This is a genomic window from Paracoccus laeviglucosivorans, from assembly GCF_900182695.1.
GTDB classification, from domain to species: Bacteria; Pseudomonadota; Alphaproteobacteria; order Rhodobacterales; family Rhodobacteraceae; genus Paracoccus; species Paracoccus laeviglucosivorans.
This window is the reverse complement of record NZ_FXTK01000004.1, coordinates 102,105-117,889: the sequence shown is the minus strand read 5'-3', so window position 1 is coordinate 117,889 and position 15,785 is coordinate 102,105. Positions and strand designations below refer to the sequence as shown.

Below are 15,785 nucleotides of genomic sequence, written 5' to 3'. Positions count from 1 at the left end.
GGGGATCAGCCCCGTTCCGCCACGATCTTTTCCATCCGGTCGCGGGCGCGCTTGGGCAGATCGTCGGGCAGGCTGATTTCGCCCGGTGCGCCGACCTGGATCAGCATGACCATACCCATGGCGAAATGGGGCGAGCATTTGATTCCATAGGTTCCGGGCGCGGTCAGCGTCACCTCGAACGGTTCGTTGATGCGCGAGCGGAAGGGCTCGGCCCCTTCGGGGGTCATGCCGTCGATGGTCGCGGCATTGTGGCTGGGCTGGGTCGGCAAAAAGCGCACGGTGTCGCCCGGTGCGATGTTCAGATAGGCGGGTTCGTAGACCATGGGGCCGGTTTCGCCCCGGTTCAGCATATGCACCTCATGCGTTTCGGCCCATGCGGGTAGTGCGGTCAGAAGCAGCAGGGGCAGGGCAAAGGCTTTCATCTTTCATCCTCAAGGCAGTGGAAACGCAGGATCTGCGCATCGTCACTGGGGTCGCGCAGCGAAGTGCTGCGGATGCGGAAAATCTGGCGCAGACGCTCGGGCGTCAGCACGGTTGCGGGGGGGCCGCAGGCGATCAGCCTGCCGCCCGACATGACACCCAGAAGGTCGCATTCCAGCGCCTGATTCAGATCGTGCAGGGCCATGACGACCGTGACCTGCAGGCGCGACACCAGCCGCAGCAGGGCAAGCTGATGGTGGATGTCCAGATGGTTCGTCGGTTCGTCCAGCAGCAGCACTTGCGGGCGCTGTGCAAGGGCGCGGGCGATTTGCAGGCGCTGGCGCTCGCCTCCCGACAGGGTGGACCAGTGCCGCGCGGCCAGTTCGGTCATGCCGACGGCGGCCAGCGTCTGATCGACGATGTGGTGATCTTCGGGCCCAAAGGGCTGCAGGGCAGCCAGCCAGGGCGTGCGGCCCAGCTCAACCACCTCGCGCGCGGAAAGGGCGTCTCCGGTATCGGCCTGCTGTTCGACCAGCGCGATGCGGCGCGCGATCTCGCGGCGGGGCAGATCGCGCAGGCGGGTATCGTCCAGCATGACATGGCCCTGTGCGCGCGGCTCAAGCCCGGCCAGCAGGCGCAGCAGCGTCGATTTGCCCGAACCGTTCGGCCCGATCAGGCCGAAGCTGACGCCTGTGGGGATGTCCAGCGACACGCCGTCCAGAATGGCACGGCCCTGCGCGGTCAGGGACAGGTTTTCGGCCCGTAGCTTCATCTGCGGCCCCGGTTGCGGATCATGATCAGCGCAAAGCCCGGTGCGCCGACCAGTGCGGTCACCACGCCGATGGGCACGACCTGTCCGGGGATCATCATGCGCGATGTGATGTCGGCGGCGATCATGAACACCGCGCCCGCCAGCGCCGTCGCAGGGATCAGCGCCCGATGCCGCGTGCCTGCGATAAAGCGCATGGCATGGGGCACAACCAGCCCGACAAAGCCGATGGCTCCGACAAGGCTGACCATGATGGCCGTCATCAGCGTCACCGCACCCAGCAGCACCAGCGTCACCCGCCTGACCGAGACGCCCAGCGATGCCGCCGATGCCGCGCCAAAGCTGAAGGCATCCATGGACCGTGCGTGCCAAAGGCATGCCACCAGCCCCATGCAGGCCGCAGGCAGCGCCAGCGTCACGTCCGGCCAGCGCACGCCCGACAGGTTGCCCAAAAGCCAGAACATGATCCCGCGGGCCTGTTCGGCATTGGCGGATTTCGCGATGAAAAAGCTGGTCAGCGCGTTGAACAGTTGCGACCCGGCGATGCCTGCCAGAACCAGCTGCGCCGAACCGCCGCCCGCCGCGCGTGCCAGCGTCGCGACCAGCCCGAATGCCATCGCGGCCCCCATGAAGGCACCTGCGGAAATGCCGATCGCACCTGCGCCCAGCCCCATGATGGTCACGGCAACCGCCCCGGTCGAGGCACCCGCCGACACGCCCAGCAGATACGGATCGGCCAGCGCGTTCCTGACCAGCGTCTGCAGCACCAGCCCCGAAAGGGCCAGCGCCGTGCCGCAGCCCGCTGCAACCAGCGTGCGCGGCAGGCGATAGTTCCAGATGATGCCCGCGTCGATCGGATCGACCAGCAGGCTGGCCCCGAACAGCTTATGCGCCAGCACATTCGCGACCTGTCCCGGCGGCAGCGGCGTTTCACCGATCACCACCCCAGCCAGAACCGCAGCAAGCAGCAGACCCAGACCCATCGCGACGCGGGGGATCAGCAGGCGCCGGCTTGCGCGGCCAACGGGGATGGCGCTTTCGGTCATTTCAGGTCGAAGGCGGGCAGGGCATCGGCCAGCACCTCAAGCGCCGCGACATTGCGGATCGAGGGGTCCATGGCATGAGCATCCATGATGACGATGCGCCCGTTTCTGACGGCATCCATCTGGCTGGTCACAGGATCGGATTTCAGGAATTCCAGCTTTTTCTGGTAGTCATCCGCCTCGAACCGGCGACGGTCCATCTTGGCTATGACGATGACCGAGGGGTTGGCGCGGGCGACGGTCTCCCAGCTGACCACGGGCCATTCCTCGTCGCTTTCGATCACGTTGCGAAGCCCCAGCGCCTGCATCATGTAGCCCGGCGGCCCCTTGCGACCGGCGACATAGGGGTCGATGTCCATCTCGGCCGAGGAGAACCAGAATACGGCCGATGCGTCCTTGAGTCCCAGCGCCTGCGCCTTTTCGACGGCCTTCGCCTCGCGCGATTTCAGGTCGGTGACCAAAGCCCGCGCGCGGTCGTCCACGTCGAAGATCTGGCCTAGTTCAGTCACACCCTGATAGATGCTGTCCATCGCATACATCGCCGTGCGCGTGCCGTCCGACCCGGAGGTATTGTCCTTGCCCACGCAATCCGAGGGCAGGACATAGGTGGGGATGCCCAGATCGGCAAACTGCTCGCGCGTGGCCACGATCCCCTGCGGGCCGACATGCCATTCATATTGCACGGTAACCAGACCGGGGCGCTTGGCCACGACGCTTTCGAAACTGGGGTCGTTGTCGGCCAGCCGCTCGATCGCGGCATTGGCTTCAGCATATTCGGGCAGCACATCGCTGAACCAGACCGAGGTGCCGCGCACCTTATCCGCCAACCCCAGCGCATAAAGCATCTCGGTCGTCGCCTGACCCACGGTCACGGCACTGTCGGGGGCCTTGTCAAAGGTCAGATCGACGCCGCAGTTTTGCAGCTTCAGCGGATAATCCGCCGCGTGAAGGGGCAGGGGTAGTGCAAGGAAAAGGGCTGCCAGTGTCTTGGGAAACGTCATCGCATCGCTCCGATCGGGATGGGACCGGAAGGGATGGGGATGGGCCATGGCCTGACCGTGCCCGGACTGGTGCCGGACATTATGGCGTAGGGACATGGCCTGGGCTTGGCGCAGGCTGCAATCATCATCAGGCACCTCCCCGGACACCCCGCCCGGATCGCGTTGGTTTACACAGGCCGGCAGGTCTCCTGACTGGCGGGTCATCGCGGGATGCGGCCTTCCCATGGCACGGGGCCACAGTGGCGTATCGCATCCTGCTCAGCGCCTACAGTTGCGGGGGCAGTTCCGTTTGGGGCATCAGCCCGACGGATTCCCTTTCAATTCCTTTCGGAAACCGGCCCTCGGGGCTTAGCTTGCGCGCGCGTCACGCGCAAGCCGCTTGTCAGACCGAGCGGGTGACGCCGCCATCGACCCGGATATTCTGCCCGGTGATATAGCCCGCCCCGTCCGACGCCAGAAAGGCCACGGTCGCGGCCACCTCCTCGCTTGTGCCATAGCGGCGCATGGGCACGCTGTCGCGGCGCGCCTCGGTCGCGGGCAGGCTGTCGATCCATCCGGGCTGGACATTGTTCATGCGGATGTTTTCGGCGGCATAGGTGTCGGCAAATATTTTTGTGAAGGTCGCGAGCCCCGCCCGTGCCATGGCCGAAGTCGGGAACATCTCGGTCGGCTCGAACGCCCATGCGGTCGAGATGTTGATGATGACCCCGGATTTCTGCCGCTGCATCACCGGCGTCACCAGCCGCGTCGGGCGCACCACGTTCAGGAAATAGGTGTCCAGCCCCGCGTGCCAATCGGCATCGCTGATCTCAAGGATCTGGGCGCGAGGGCCGTGGCCTGCGCTGTTGACCAGCACGTCGATCCGGCCCCAGCGGTCCAGCGTGCCATCGACCAGCCGTTGCAGATCGTCCTGCGACTGGTTGGAGCCCGTGACGCCAAAGCCGCCAAGTTCATTCGCCAGCGCCTCGCCCTTGCCCGATGACGACAGCACGGCGATATGGAACCCGTCTGCCGCCAGACGCCGGGCCGATGCCGCGCCCATGCCGCTGCCGCCCGCCGTCACGATGGCCACTTTCTGATCGGACATATCCATCCCCTTTGCTTAACAAGGCTACGGCTACCTGACGCCATGCCGACCTGCGACACAAGAGCCGCGCGATTGGCCGATGCTCGGCTTTACCGTGTCGCATAACGGATATATGAATGCCCTCTAACCGCGCGGAGGGAAGCCATGGCCGAAGATCTGATCAACAGTTACATGAACGGCCCGGACGAACAGGGCCGCTTCGGCATCTTCGGCGGCCGTTTCGTCAGTGAAACACTGATGCCACTGATCCTTGACCTTGAAGCGGAATATAACCGCGCCAGGCACGACCCTGAATTCCGCGCCGAGATGGACGATATGTGGGCGCATTACGTGGGCCGCCCCAGCCCGCTGTATTACGCACCCCGTCTGACCGAAGAGCTGGGCGGCGCGAAGATCTACCTGAAACGCGAAGAACTGAACCACACCGGCAGCCACAAGATCAACAACGTGCTGGGCCAGATTCTGCTGGCGCGCCGCATGGGCAAGTCGCGCATCATCGCCGAAACCGGCGCAGGTCAGCATGGCGTGGCGACGGCCACGGTCTGCGCGCGTTTCGGGCTGAAATGCGTGGTCTATATGGGCGCGCATGACGTGGAACGTCAGGCCCCGAACGTATTCCGTATGCGGCTGCTGGGGGCCGAGGTGGTGCCGGTCACCTCGGGTCGTGGCACGCTGAAGGATGCGATGAACGACGCGCTGCGCGACTGGGTGACCAATGTGCGCGACACCTTCTATTGCATCGGCACGGTCGCGGGTCCGCATCCCTATCCGGCGATGGTGCGCGATTTTCAGGCTATCATCGGGCGCGAAACCCGCTGGCAACTGGCCGAGCAGGAGGGCGCGGGCCGTCTGCCCGACAGCGTGATCGCAGCCATTGGCGGCGGCTCCAACGCCATGGGCCTGTTCCACGAGTTCCTTGACGATCCGTCGGTCCGCATCATCGGTGTCGAGGCTGGCGGCAAGGGCGTCGATGACCGGATGGAGCATTGCGCCAGCCTGACCGGCGGTCGTCCCGGCGTCCTGCATGGCAACCGCACCTATCTGCTGCAGGATGCCGAGGGGCAGATTCTGGAAGGCCATTCGATCAGCGCAGGTCTGGATTATCCCGGCATCGGGCCGGAACATGCCTGGCTCAAGGAACAGGGCCGCGCCGAATATGTCAGCGTGACCGATACCGAGGCGCTTGACGCGTTTCAGGTGCTGTGCCGGACCGAAGGCATCATCCCCGCGCTTGAGCCCAGCCATGCGCTGGCCCATGTCATCAAGCTGGCACCGACATTGCCGCGCGACCACATTATGGTGATGAACCTGTCGGGCCGGGGCGACAAGGACATCTTCGCGGTCGCCAAGCATCTGGGCGTCGAGATGAAGGTCTGATCACGGCCTCACACTTGCGATGACGAGAAGGCGACCGGGGGCAACCGCACGGTCGCCTGTTTCGTTCGGGCCACGAGATCGCAAAGCCGATCCCGTTTGGCACGAAGGAGGCCAATCATGTTTCTCAAACCGCTGAAAATCGCCCTAGTCGCTGCGCTGCCGCTGATGTCCGCGGGGGGCGCGATGGCTGCCTCGGTCACGGTGCTGAAGCAGTATCCCACAGCCCAGAACGAAGAACGGGCCGATGCGGCGCTGAAGGAGCAGCTTAGCCGTCAGGGCTTTACCGATGTGGCGCTGAACCGTACGGGTGACCGGATCGACGTGCAGGGCGAACGTCAGGGGGAACAGATCACCCTGCGCTATGACAATGCCAGCGGTCGCCTGCTGGAGGTGAACGGCAAGCCCGCGCTGCTGGCCGACACGCAGAAAGACGCGATGTCGGGGCGCGGCTCGGCTGGCGATATGAATTAAGCGGCGTTACTTTTTCTGGCTGGCCCGCGCTTCGGCGATCAGGTCGGCCAGATCCTCTCGCGGCAGCGCGCCAAAGCTGGCGCGTTCGCCCGCGACAAAGCTGGGCGTGCCGACCAGCCCGATTTCATCCGCAAGCTCCAGCGATTGTTCGATCCGCGCCGTGATCTCGGGCGCGTCCATGTCGCGTTCCAGCCGCGCCACGTCCAGCCCGACCTGCCGCGCGACACGCAGGACCGATGCCTTTTCGGCCTTGCCCCGCATCGACAGCAGCGCCTGATGGAGTTCGCCGTATTTCCCCTGATTTTGGGACGCCAGCGCAGCCCTTGCCGCATAATGCGAGCCTTCGCCAAAGATCGGGATTTCGTGGATCACCAGCCGCACGCCGGGATCGGATTTCACGAATGCAGCCACTTCGGGCGCGGCCTTGCGGCAGAAGCCGCAATTGTAATCCGAAAATTCGACCAGCGTCACGTCGCCCTGCGGGTTGCCCATGACGGGCAGGCCCGCGCCGTTGAAGACCTGATTCTTGATCTCGGCGATCTGGGCCGGGGTGTGATCCTGCGCCGCAGCGGCAAGGGGCAGCAGACAAAGGGCAAGGGCGGCAAGATGGCGGCGCATGGCGAACTCCTTTAGGATCAGCTTTGGAAAGCCATTCCGGGCGGCTTTGGTCAAGCCCGATGCCATGACAATCGCGTGCAAGGGGCAGCCATGGACCTGTTCGGACAGCGGAACGAGCCTATTGCGACCGGGGCGATGATCCTGCGCGGCTTCGCGCTGGACCTTGGCCTTGTGGCGGATGTGGGGCAGGTGTCCGACGCCGCGCCGTTTCGGCATTTCCAAACGCCCGGAGGGCGCCAGATCGGGGTCGAGATGACGAATTGCGGCGCTTTGGGCTGGGTCAGCGACCGGCGCGGCTATCGCTATGAACCCCACGACCCGCTGACCGACCGGCCTTGGCCCCGGATGCCGCAGGCGTTCCGGGAACTGGCGCGGGATGCAGCGGCGCGGGCGGGTTTTGCGGATTTCGCGCCCGATGCCTGCCTGATCAACCGCTATGTGCCGGGGATCAAGATGGGGCTGCATCAGGACCGGGACGAGGGGGATATGGGCGCGCCCATCGTGTCGGTTTCGCTGGGACTGCCTGCGACGTTCCAGTTCGGCGGCACCGATCGCCGCGACCCGGTGGTGCGCCATCCGCTGGACCATGGCGATGTGGTGGTCTGGGGCGGGCCCGCGCGGCTGGCATGGCACGGCGTCCTGACCCTAAAAGACGGCGCGCACCCGGAAACCGGACGCGCGCGCATCAATCTGACGTTTCGAAAGGCGGCTTAGCGCCACAGCGGCGCGTGGCGGTTGACGTCCTTGTAAAGCAGATAGCGGAAATTCCCCGGCCCGCCCGCATAGCAGCATTGCGGGCAGAAGGCGCGCAGCCACATGAAATCGCCCGGACCCACCTCGACCCAGTCGCGGTTGAGGCGATAGACAGCCTTGCCCTCGATCACGAACAGACCGTGCTCCATCACATGCGTTTCCGCAAAGGGAATGGTGCCGCCGGGGGTCAGGGTCACGATGGTGATATGCATGTCGTGGCGCATGTCGGTCGGGTCGATAAAGCGGGTCGTGGCCCAGCTTCCGCCCGTGTCGGGCATCGGGATCGGGTCGATGTCGCGTTCATTGGCGATAATGACGTCGGGCTTGTCGATGCCGGGGGCGGCCTGCCAACGCTTGCGCCACCAGTGGAAGCGGCTGGTTTCGGCGCCGTTCGCCACCGACCATTCCGTGCCCGCTGGGATATAGGCGAAACCGCCGGGGGTCAGCTCATGGGTTTCACCTGCGATGGTCAGGGTCAGCCCGCCATCGGTGACAAAGATCGCGGCCTGCACGCCTTCGTCCGTTTCGGGATGCCGGGACCCGCCATTCGGCTGCAATTCGACGATGTATTGGCTGAACGTTTCAGCAAAACCGGAAAGCGGGCGGGCGATGACCCACATCCGCATTCCCGTCCAGCCCGGCAGGAAGCTGGTCACGATGTCGCGCATCGTGCTGGCGGGAATGACGGCATATGCCTCGGTGAAGACGGCGGTATCGGTCGTCAGGTCGGTCTGCGGCGGCAGGCCCGCAAAGGGTCCGGCATAGCGGGGCTGGGTCATGGTCTTGTCCTTCATTTCAGCGCCTCTTGCAGACGAAGGGTGGCGATGCGCGCGACCTGACGTTCGGCCTCGGCGCGTTCGGTTTTCGTGTCATTGGCAAGGCGGGCATTCATCGCCGCCATGATACCGGGCTTGTCGTGGTCGCGCACGGCGATGATGAACGGAAAGCCGTGCTTTTCGACATAGGCCGTGTTCACGCGCTGGAACTCGGCCCGTTCGGCATCGGTCAGCGCGTCAAGGCCCGCGCTGGCCTGCTCGGAGGTGCTGTCGGCCGTCAGTTGCTTGGCGGCAGCCAGCTTGCCCGCCAGATCGGGGTGCGCGTTCAGGACGCCCAGCCGTTCATCGTCGGACGCGCTGCGGAAAACCTGCGCCATGCGCAGGGCCAGACCGCCCGCCGTGTCATGGATCGCGCCCATTTCGCCGTCGAACGTGCGTTCCGCGATAAACGGCGAATGTTCATAGATGCCCCCGAATTTCTGGACGAATTCGTCGCGGCCCATCTGCGAGGGGCGCTGGCGCGGCTGATAGGGATGTTCTTTGGCCCAGTGCCGCGCGATGTCCAGACGGCTGGCGAACCAGACCCCCTCATGCGCGCGGCAATGGTCGATAAAGCGCTGGATCGCCAATGCGCGGCCCGGACGGCCCGCAAGGCGGCAATGCAGCCCGATCGACATCATCTTGGGCGCGCCCGCCTGACCTTCGGCATAAAGCACGTCAAAGCTGTCGCGCAGATAGTCAAAGAACTCGACCCCAGTTCCGAACCCCTGACCCGAGGAAAAGCGCATGTCGTTGGCGTCCATCGTATAGGGCACCATCAGCTGCGGCTTGCCCTTGTGCACGTGCCAATAGGGCAGGTCGTCCGCGATGGTGTCGGCCAGATATTCGAAGCCGCCTTCCTCGCATCCCAGCGCCACCGTGTTCATCGAGGTGCGGCCCTGATAGAACCCATAAGGCCGCTGCCCGGTGACGCGGGTGTGCAGCTCGACCGCTTTGGCGATGTGGTCGGCTTCGACCTCGGCGGGGATGTCACGATAATCGATCCATTTCAGACCATGCGTGGCGATTTCCCAGCCCGCGCGCTGCATGGCGGCGACCTGTTCGGGCGCGCGCTCTAGCGCGGTGGCGACGCCGTAGACGGTGACGGGAATATCCGACAGCATCCGGTAAAGCCGCCAGAACCCGGCACGGGCGCCGTAGTCATAGATCGATTCCATGTTCCAGTGACGCTTGCCCGGCCAGGGCTGTGCGCCGATGATCTCGGACAGGAACGCTTCGGATGCGGCATCGCCGTGTTCGATGCTGTTTTCGCCGCCCTCTTCGTAGTTGACGACGATCTGCACCGCGATCTTGGCATTGCCCGGCCAGCGGGCATCCGGCGCGTGTTCGCCATATCCGATCATGTCGCGGCTGTATCGCATCGCTTGCGTCCTTTTATGTTTTCTGGCTGACTGGCAGTCATCACGCGGGATGCCGCAGCGGCAAGTCGCGAAAAGTTAAAAACAGAAATCGGCTTCCGTTGAAAATCCGCTTTCTACAGGAAGCGTTGAAACTCTCTCGCCAGAGCCTGCATTTTCCGATCAGGTTAGCTGGTTCTAGTGTGGCTGTCACGGCGGGCCAACCGCCAGTGGGAGGTAAGATTGCTAGACAGACAGTTCGGCCTGAAGGCCAACGGCACCAGCATCAGGACCGAAGTGATCGCCGGGATCACGACTTTCCTGACCATGGCTTATATTATTTTCGTGAACCCCGACATTCTGTCAACCACGGGCATGGACCGCAATGCGGTCTTCGTGGCCACCTGCCTTGCCGCCGCATTGGGTTCGGCAATCATGGCGCTTTGGGCAAACTGGCCCATCGGCATGGCGCCCGGTATGGGGCTGAACGCATTCTTTGCCTTTACGGTCGTGGGTGCGCTTGGGTTCACATGGCAGCAGGCGCTGGGGGCGGTGTTCATCTCGGGCCTTGTGTTCCTGTTCTTGTCGGTGACGGGCATCCGGCGCTGGCTGATCGCGGGCATCCCCACATCAATGCGCAGCGCGATTGCGGCAGGGATCGGGATGTTTCTTGGCCTGATCGCACTGAAGAATGCGGGCATCGTGGTCGATAACCCCGCGACGCTGGTGGGCTTGGGCGATCTGACCGCCACCGGAACGCTGCTGGCTGTCCTGGGCTTTTTCACCATCGCGGCACTGGATGCGATGAAGGTCCGCGGTGCCATCCTGATCGGCATTCTGCTGGTCACGGTGGTCTCGATCCTGCTGGGTGCCAGCGAGTTCGGCGGCGTGATGTCGATGCCCCCGTCGATCATGCCGACCTTCATGCAGCTGGACGTGGCGGGTGCGCTGACCGTGGGCATTTTCCACGTCATTCTGGTCATGGTGCTGGTCGAGGTGTTCGATGCCACCGGCACGCTGATCGGCGTGGCCAAACGCGCGGGCCTGCTGACCGAGGGGCCGACCCATCAGAACAAAGGCCTTGGCCGCGCGCTGATGGCGGATTCGACTGCGATTCTGGCGGGCTCGGTTCTGGGCACCAGCTCGACCACGGCTTATGTCGAAAGCGCGTCTGGCGTGCAGGCGGGCGGGCGCACGGGCCTGACCGCGCTGGTTGTCGCGGGCCTGTTCCTGCTTGCGATGTTCTTCGCCCCGCTGGCAGGTTCGGTTCCCGCCTATGCCACGGCGCCCGCGCTGCTTTACGTGGCCTGCCTGATGGTGCGTGAGTTTGAGGACATCACCTGGGGCGACGTGACCGAAAGCGCGCCTGCGGTGCTGACCGCGCTGATGATGCCGTTCACCTATTCCATCGCGAATGGTCTTGCCTTCGGCTTTGTCAGCTATGCGGCGATCAAGCTGGCGACGGGCCGCGCGCGGGACGTGCATCTGGCCACTTGGGTTGTCGCGGGGCTATTCGTGATCCGCTTTGCATTCTTCATGGAGTGAACCAAGCATCCTTCAAAACGCCAAGGGCCGCAGCTGCGGCCCTTTTTCGTTTGGCGGTGCAGGGGGCCGTGAATGGCGGAACGCTGTGGTGACTTGTCGATGTCCGCCGAACGGGTTGTGCGCGCTCAACCAGATTATCAGTGGCGCGACAAGCCCATAGCCATGCGTGTGATACTATTGTGCTTTTAACCCACCCGCAGGTGGATTGCCAAACAACATCAAGATTTTATTGAAGTTTGGCTCCGGCGGTAGGGATCGAACCTACGACCAATTGATTAACAGTCAACTGCTCTACCGCTGAGCTACGCCGGAACACGAGGGGGTGTATAGCGGTGGTGTTTCAGGTCGTCCAGTGGGCATTCGCATTTTTTTCACAGAAAAATCGCATCATGCGGAATATTCTAGGAAATAACTACAAGCCTTTGAAAACAGCCCCGGCATTCAGTCCGTCCGGCACTTCGATCGCGCCGATCTCGGCCAATGCAATCAGATGCGCCAACACATTTCGGGACGCCGCGTGGTGCAGGTGTTGGGGAATGTCATAGATTCGTCGCACCAGATCCATCGCGGTGGCTGGACCGTCGCGCAAGGCCGCCAGAATCTGCGCGGTGCGGGCGCGGCGATGGGTGCCAAGCTCGGCCAGGCGGGCCGCGGGATCGGTGATCGGATCGCCATGCGCGGGCAAAAGGCGATGCGCACCCGCCAGCTCCAACCGTTCGAGCGAGCGGAAATAGTCGAACAGGTCGCCATCGGGCGGCGAAATCAGCGTAGACGACCAGCCCATCACCACATCGCCGCAGAAAATCTGCGTGCCCATCTGAAAGCTCAGATGGCCCGCGAAATGGCCCGGCGTATGCAGAGCGGTCAGCGACCATTCGTCGGTTTCGATGGTCTGACGGTCCAGCAGGCGCATGTCGGGGCGGAAATCGTGGTCCAGACCCTCGCCTCCGTCCAGTCCGCCTTCGGCTGCAAGGCGCTGCATAAGGGGCGACCGTCCGGCAGTTGCGGGGCCAAAGCCGTAGACCTGTGCCCCCGTGGCATCGGCCAGTGCCCGCGCGCCTTCGGAATGGTCCCGATGGGCGTGGGTGACAAAGATATGCGTGATACGGCCCGGATGCGCGGCCTTGATCAGCGCCGCGCGGTGGCCGGGCAGGTCGGGGCCGGGGTCGATCACTGCGACGCTGCCGCGCCCGATCAAAAAGGAATTCGTCCCCGGCCCGGTCAAGGGCGAAGGATTGTCGGCGGTCACGACCCGCAGGGGTTCCGAGGCATCACTCATGGCGCTAACCTAGACCGCGCAGCCCCGAAAGCGAAAGGGGCAGGAGAGATGGGCGATGAATTTCGAATGGCTGAAACATGTCGGGCCACGAGGGCTTTATGGGCGGGCGGCGCTGATCCTGTTCCTGCCGGTCTTCGCCGTCACAATCGTCGTGACCGTCATGTTCCTGCAACGCCATTTCGAGGATGTGACGCGGCAGATGACCTTTGGCATGACCCGCGAAATCGGGCTGGTCGCCGAACGCATCGACGAGGCGCCCGACATCGACACGGCCCGTCAGGCCGCCACGCGTGAGGCCGTGCCGCTGGAACTGGAACTGGTGCTGCCTGCCAGCGAACCGGCGCAGGACTGGCGCGTGTTCTATGATCTGTCGGGGCGGGTGGTCATTTCCGAATTCCATGAGCGGGTGCCGCAGGTCACGGGTGTCGATCTTAGCCACCGGCGCGAAGTGCGTGTGACACTCGATGGCCGCTTCGGTCCCTATCAGCTGGTGTTTCAGCGGGCGCGGGTCAGCGCCTCGAACCCGCATCAGCTGCTGGTGCTGATGGTGGGCACATCTCTTTTGATGACGGCGATTGCCACGATTTTTCTGCGCAACCAGCTTCGGCCCATCAAGCGGCTGGCCCGTGCCGCCGAGGAATATGGCAAGGGCCGCATTATCCCCTATCGCCCCGGCGGCGCGTCCGAGATCCGCAGCGCAGGCACGGCATTCCTTGAGATGCGCGCAAGGATCGAGCGGCAGAACGAACAGCGCAAGCAGATGCTTTCGGGCGTCAGCCACGATCTGCGCACGCCCCTGACCCGGCTGCGGTTGGGTCTGTCGATGCTGACCCCAGACCTGCCGCCCGAAAAGGACGAGATCGCGGCACTGGAAAGCGATGTGGCGGCGATGGGCACGATGGTCGATGCGTTTCTGGATCATGCCCGCGATGCGGCGCAGGACGCACCGCCGACCGCAGTGCCTGCGCTGGCATTCGTGCGCGGGATCGTGGCCGATGCACAGCGCGGCGGGCAGGCCGTGACGATGGGGCCGATGGTGGGCGAACTGAACGGCCGCGCCACCTTCCGCGCCGACAGTCTGCGCCGCGCGGTGGAAAACCTGATCGGCAATGCCGTGCGCTATGGCGACAGGGCCGAGGTCGATGCGGCGCTTGGGCCCAGCTATTTCCGCATCTCGGTCGAGGATGACGGGCCGGGCATCCCGCCCGAACAGCGCGACGAGGCGTTGAAGCCCTTTACCCGGCTTGATGCCGCCCGCAACCAGAACCGGGGGCAGGGCGTCGGGCTGGGGCTGGCAATTGCCACCGACATTGCGCGGGCGCATGGCGGTCAGTTGCGGCTGGTCGATGGCAACCGGCTGGGCGGATTGCGGGCCGAGATCGTCATTCCGCGCTGAACCCTCGCGGTTGCCGTAAGCCCGCGCAACGGCTAAGGCTTGCTGCAATATAGAAAGCAGAGGGAACTGCATGATGCGGGCATTCGTATTTCCGGGTCAGGGCGCTCAGGTCATCGGCATGGGGCGCGAACTGGCCGATGCCTATCCAGCCGCGCGCGAGGTGTTTGCCGAGGTCGATGAGGCGCTTTCCGAAAATCTGTCGGATCTGATCTGGAACGGCGATATAGAAACGCTGACCCTGACTCAGAACGCGCAACCCGCGCTGATGGCGACTTCGATCGCGGCGCTGCGCGCGCTTGAGGCCGAAGGGTTCGGCATCAAGGATGCGGATTTCGTCGCGGGCCACAGCCTTGGCGAATATTCGGCGCTATGCGCGGCAGGGGCGCTGAGCCTTGCCGACACGGCGCGGCTTTTGCGTCTGCGCGGTCAGGCGATGCAGGAAGCCGTGCCGGTGGGCATCGGCGCGATGGCCGCGATCCTTGGCCTTGATTTCGCCGCCGTGGACCAGCTTGCACGCGACGCGGCCGAGGGTGAGGTCTGTCAGGCCGCCAATGACAACGACCCGGCGCAGGTCGTCGTGTCGGGCCACAAGGGCGCAGTCGAACGCGCCGCCGCCCTGGCCAAGGAACGCGGCGCGAAACGTGCGCTGATGCTCCCGGTTTCGGCACCGTTCCATTCGGCGCTGATGCAGCCCGCCGCCGCCGTCATGGCCGAGGCGCTGGCCGGTGTCGAGATCGTCGCCCCCGCCGTGCCGTTGGTCGCCAATGTGCGTGCCAGCACCGTCACCGATCCCGCTGAAATCCGCCGCCTGCTGGTCGAACAGGTCACCGGCTCGGTCCGTTGGCGCGAGTCGGTCGAGTTCCTGACCGCTGCGGGCGTCACCGAGTTCTGGGAAATCGGCGCGGGCAAGGCGCTGACCGGGATGATCAAGCGTATCTCGAAGGATGCAGTGGCGCGCAATGTAGGCACGCCAGCCGATATTGCGGCGCTGAAGGCTTAGAGGGCTTGGCCCCAATCCCCGCAGGATACCGGCGGGCACCAAAAATAAGGAATATGTGATGTTTGATCTGACAGGCAAAAATGCTTTGGTCACCGGCGCCTCGGGCGGGATCGGTGGCGCAATCGCCGAGGCGCTGCACGCCGCCGGTGCCACCGTCGCGCTTTCGGGCACCCGCGAAGCACCGTTGAAGGAACTGGCCGAAAAGCTGGGCAGCCGCGCCCATGTCGTCACCGCGAACCTTGGCGATGCCGAGGCGGTCGAGGCGCTGCCGAAAGCCGCAGCCGAGGCGATGGGCAGCGTAGACATCTTGGTGAACAATGCCGGGATCACCCGCGACAACCTGTTCATGCGCATGTCGGACGAGGAATGGGCACAGGTGCTGGACGTGAACCTGACGTCCAGCTTTCGTCTGTGCCGGGGTGTCCTGCGCGGCATGATGAAGGCGCGCTGGGGCCGCATCGTCAATATCACCTCGGTCGTGGGGGCAACGGGCAATCCGGGGCAGGGCAACTACGCCGCGGCCAAGGCCGGTCTGGTCGGCATGTCGAAAAGCCTGGCCTATGAGGTCGCATCGCGCGGCATCACCGTCAATTGCGTGGCCCCCGGCTTTATCGAGACCGCGATGACCGACAAGCTGAACGATGACCAGAAAGGTCGCATTCTGGCGCAGATTCCGGCGGGCCGCATGGGCTCTGCACAAGAAATCGCCGCCTCGGTGCTGTATCTGTCCAGCGCGGAAGCCGGTTATGTGACCGGCGCCACGCTGCACGTCAACGGTGGTATGGCGATGCTGTGATCTTCGGTTTATCCGGTTGCAAGATCACGTTCCCGTGCTATATCCCGCGAATAAGGC

At 64.3% G+C, this 15,785-nt stretch carries 16 protein-coding genes, 1 tRNA gene and 1 riboswitch; of the genes, 7 read left to right on the top strand and 10 right to left on the bottom strand.

The genetic code is table 11. The features are described 5' to 3' along the window. Positions 1-5 precede the first annotated feature (5 nt). From FN835_RS06160 to FN835_RS06140, 5 genes are all read right to left on the bottom strand, one after another. Positions 6-422 (bottom strand): pseudoazurin, encoded by a 417-nt coding sequence (locus tag FN835_RS06160; RefSeq protein ID WP_142662333.1) that lies wholly within the window; start codon positions 420-422, stop codon positions 6-8. Further along, the gene (locus FN835_RS06155; RefSeq protein WP_142662332.1) at positions 419-1,192 is read right to left on the bottom strand and encodes an ABC transporter ATP-binding protein; all 774 of its coding nucleotides are present in this window, start codon (positions 1,190-1,192) and stop codon (positions 419-421) included. Before FN835_RS06155 ends, FN835_RS06160 begins: the two co-directional genes overlap by 4 nt. Next, positions 1,189-2,235 (bottom strand): FecCD family ABC transporter permease, encoded by a 1,047-nt coding sequence (locus FN835_RS06150; RefSeq protein ID WP_142662331.1) that lies wholly within the window; start codon positions 2,233-2,235, stop codon positions 1,189-1,191. The genes FN835_RS06155 and FN835_RS06150 overlap by 4 nt, the downstream gene beginning before the upstream one ends. Next, positions 2,232-3,233 carry an ABC transporter substrate-binding protein gene (locus tag FN835_RS06145; protein ID WP_142662330.1) on the bottom strand — a complete coding sequence of 334 codons (1,002 nt, stop codon included), beginning with the start codon at positions 3,231-3,233 and terminating at the stop codon, positions 2,232-2,234. Before FN835_RS06145 ends, FN835_RS06150 begins: the two co-directional genes overlap by 4 nt. A 161-nt stretch (positions 3,234-3,394) precedes the next feature. Beyond that, a riboswitch (cobalamin riboswitch) is annotated at positions 3,395-3,587 on the bottom strand. A 28-nt stretch (positions 3,588-3,615) separates the two neighbouring features. Further along, complete coding sequence (locus FN835_RS06140; RefSeq protein ID WP_142662329.1) at positions 3,616-4,320, bottom strand: SDR family oxidoreductase; 705 nt, start codon at positions 4,318-4,320, stop codon at positions 3,616-3,618. A gap of 144 nt (positions 4,321-4,464) precedes the next feature. On the opposite strand from FN835_RS06140, the gene trpB reads away from it, so the two are divergent. Beyond that, a complete protein-coding gene (trpB, locus tag FN835_RS06135; RefSeq protein WP_142662328.1) occupies positions 4,465-5,697 on the top strand; it encodes a tryptophan synthase subunit beta in 1,233 nt (410 codons plus the stop codon). Between the two features lie 117 nt (positions 5,698-5,814). Continuing rightward, positions 5,815-6,168 (top strand): hypothetical protein, encoded by a 354-nt coding sequence (locus tag FN835_RS06130; RefSeq protein WP_142662327.1) that lies wholly within the window; start codon positions 5,815-5,817, stop codon positions 6,166-6,168. A gap of 6 nt (positions 6,169-6,174) precedes the next feature. Here FN835_RS06130 and FN835_RS06125 read toward each other — a convergent pair whose 3' ends face one another. Beyond that, a complete protein-coding gene (locus tag FN835_RS06125; protein WP_142662326.1) occupies positions 6,175-6,786 on the bottom strand; it encodes a DsbA family protein in 612 nt (203 codons plus the stop codon). 90 nt (positions 6,787-6,876) lie between these two features. Here FN835_RS06125 and alkB point away from each other — a divergent pair, with 90 nt between their 5' ends. Then, positions 6,877-7,500: a DNA oxidative demethylase AlkB gene (gene alkB, locus FN835_RS06120; protein WP_142662325.1), complete on the top strand. Its 624-nt coding sequence runs from the start codon at positions 6,877-6,879 to the stop codon at positions 7,498-7,500. On the opposite strand, the gene FN835_RS06115 is transcribed toward alkB, so the two are convergent. Together FN835_RS06115 and puuE are read right to left on the bottom strand one after the other, a co-directional pair. After that, positions 7,497-8,318, bottom strand: a complete 822-nt coding sequence (locus FN835_RS06115; protein ID WP_142662551.1) for a bifunctional allantoicase/(S)-ureidoglycine aminohydrolase — start codon at positions 8,316-8,318, stop codon at positions 7,497-7,499. The genes alkB and FN835_RS06115 overlap by 4 nt on opposite strands. Positions 8,319-8,329: 11 nt before the next feature. Next, the gene (puuE, locus tag FN835_RS06110) at positions 8,330-9,736 is read right to left on the bottom strand and encodes an allantoinase PuuE (protein ID WP_142662324.1); all 1,407 of its coding nucleotides are present in this window, start codon (positions 9,734-9,736) and stop codon (positions 8,330-8,332) included. A gap of 219 nt (positions 9,737-9,955) precedes the next feature. On the opposite strand from puuE, the gene FN835_RS06105 reads away from it, so the two are divergent. Next, positions 9,956-11,257, top strand: coding sequence for an NCS2 family permease (locus FN835_RS06105; protein WP_142662323.1), 1,302 nt, complete (start codon positions 9,956-9,958; stop codon positions 11,255-11,257). Between the two features lie 237 nt (positions 11,258-11,494). On the opposite strand, the gene FN835_RS06100 is transcribed toward FN835_RS06105, so the two are convergent. Both FN835_RS06100 and FN835_RS06095 read right to left on the bottom strand, forming a co-directional pair. Beyond that, a tRNA-Asn gene (locus tag FN835_RS06100) sits at positions 11,495-11,569 on the bottom strand. Positions 11,570-11,669: 100 nt separating this feature from the next. Next, on the bottom strand, positions 11,670-12,536 hold the full coding sequence (locus FN835_RS06095; protein ID WP_142662322.1) for an MBL fold metallo-hydrolase: 867 nt from the start codon (positions 12,534-12,536) through the stop codon (positions 11,670-11,672). 55 nt (positions 12,537-12,591) lie between these two features. Here FN835_RS06095 and FN835_RS06090 point away from each other — a divergent pair, with 55 nt between their 5' ends. The 3 genes from FN835_RS06090 (at position 12,592) to fabG (ending at position 15,728) form a co-directional block, all read left to right on the top strand. Next, positions 12,592-13,932, top strand: a complete 1,341-nt coding sequence (locus FN835_RS06090) for an ATP-binding protein (RefSeq protein ID WP_142662321.1) — start codon at positions 12,592-12,594, stop codon at positions 13,930-13,932. A 73-nt stretch (positions 13,933-14,005) separates the two neighbouring features. Then, on the top strand, positions 14,006-14,932 hold the full coding sequence (gene fabD / locus FN835_RS06085) for an ACP S-malonyltransferase (protein WP_142662320.1): 927 nt from the start codon (positions 14,006-14,008) through the stop codon (positions 14,930-14,932). 58 nt (positions 14,933-14,990) lie between these two features. Beyond that, entirely contained in the window at positions 14,991-15,728 is a 738-nt protein-coding gene (fabG, locus tag FN835_RS06080) for a 3-oxoacyl-ACP reductase FabG (RefSeq protein WP_142662319.1), read from the top strand. The last annotated feature ends 57 nt before the right edge of the window (positions 15,729-15,785 follow it).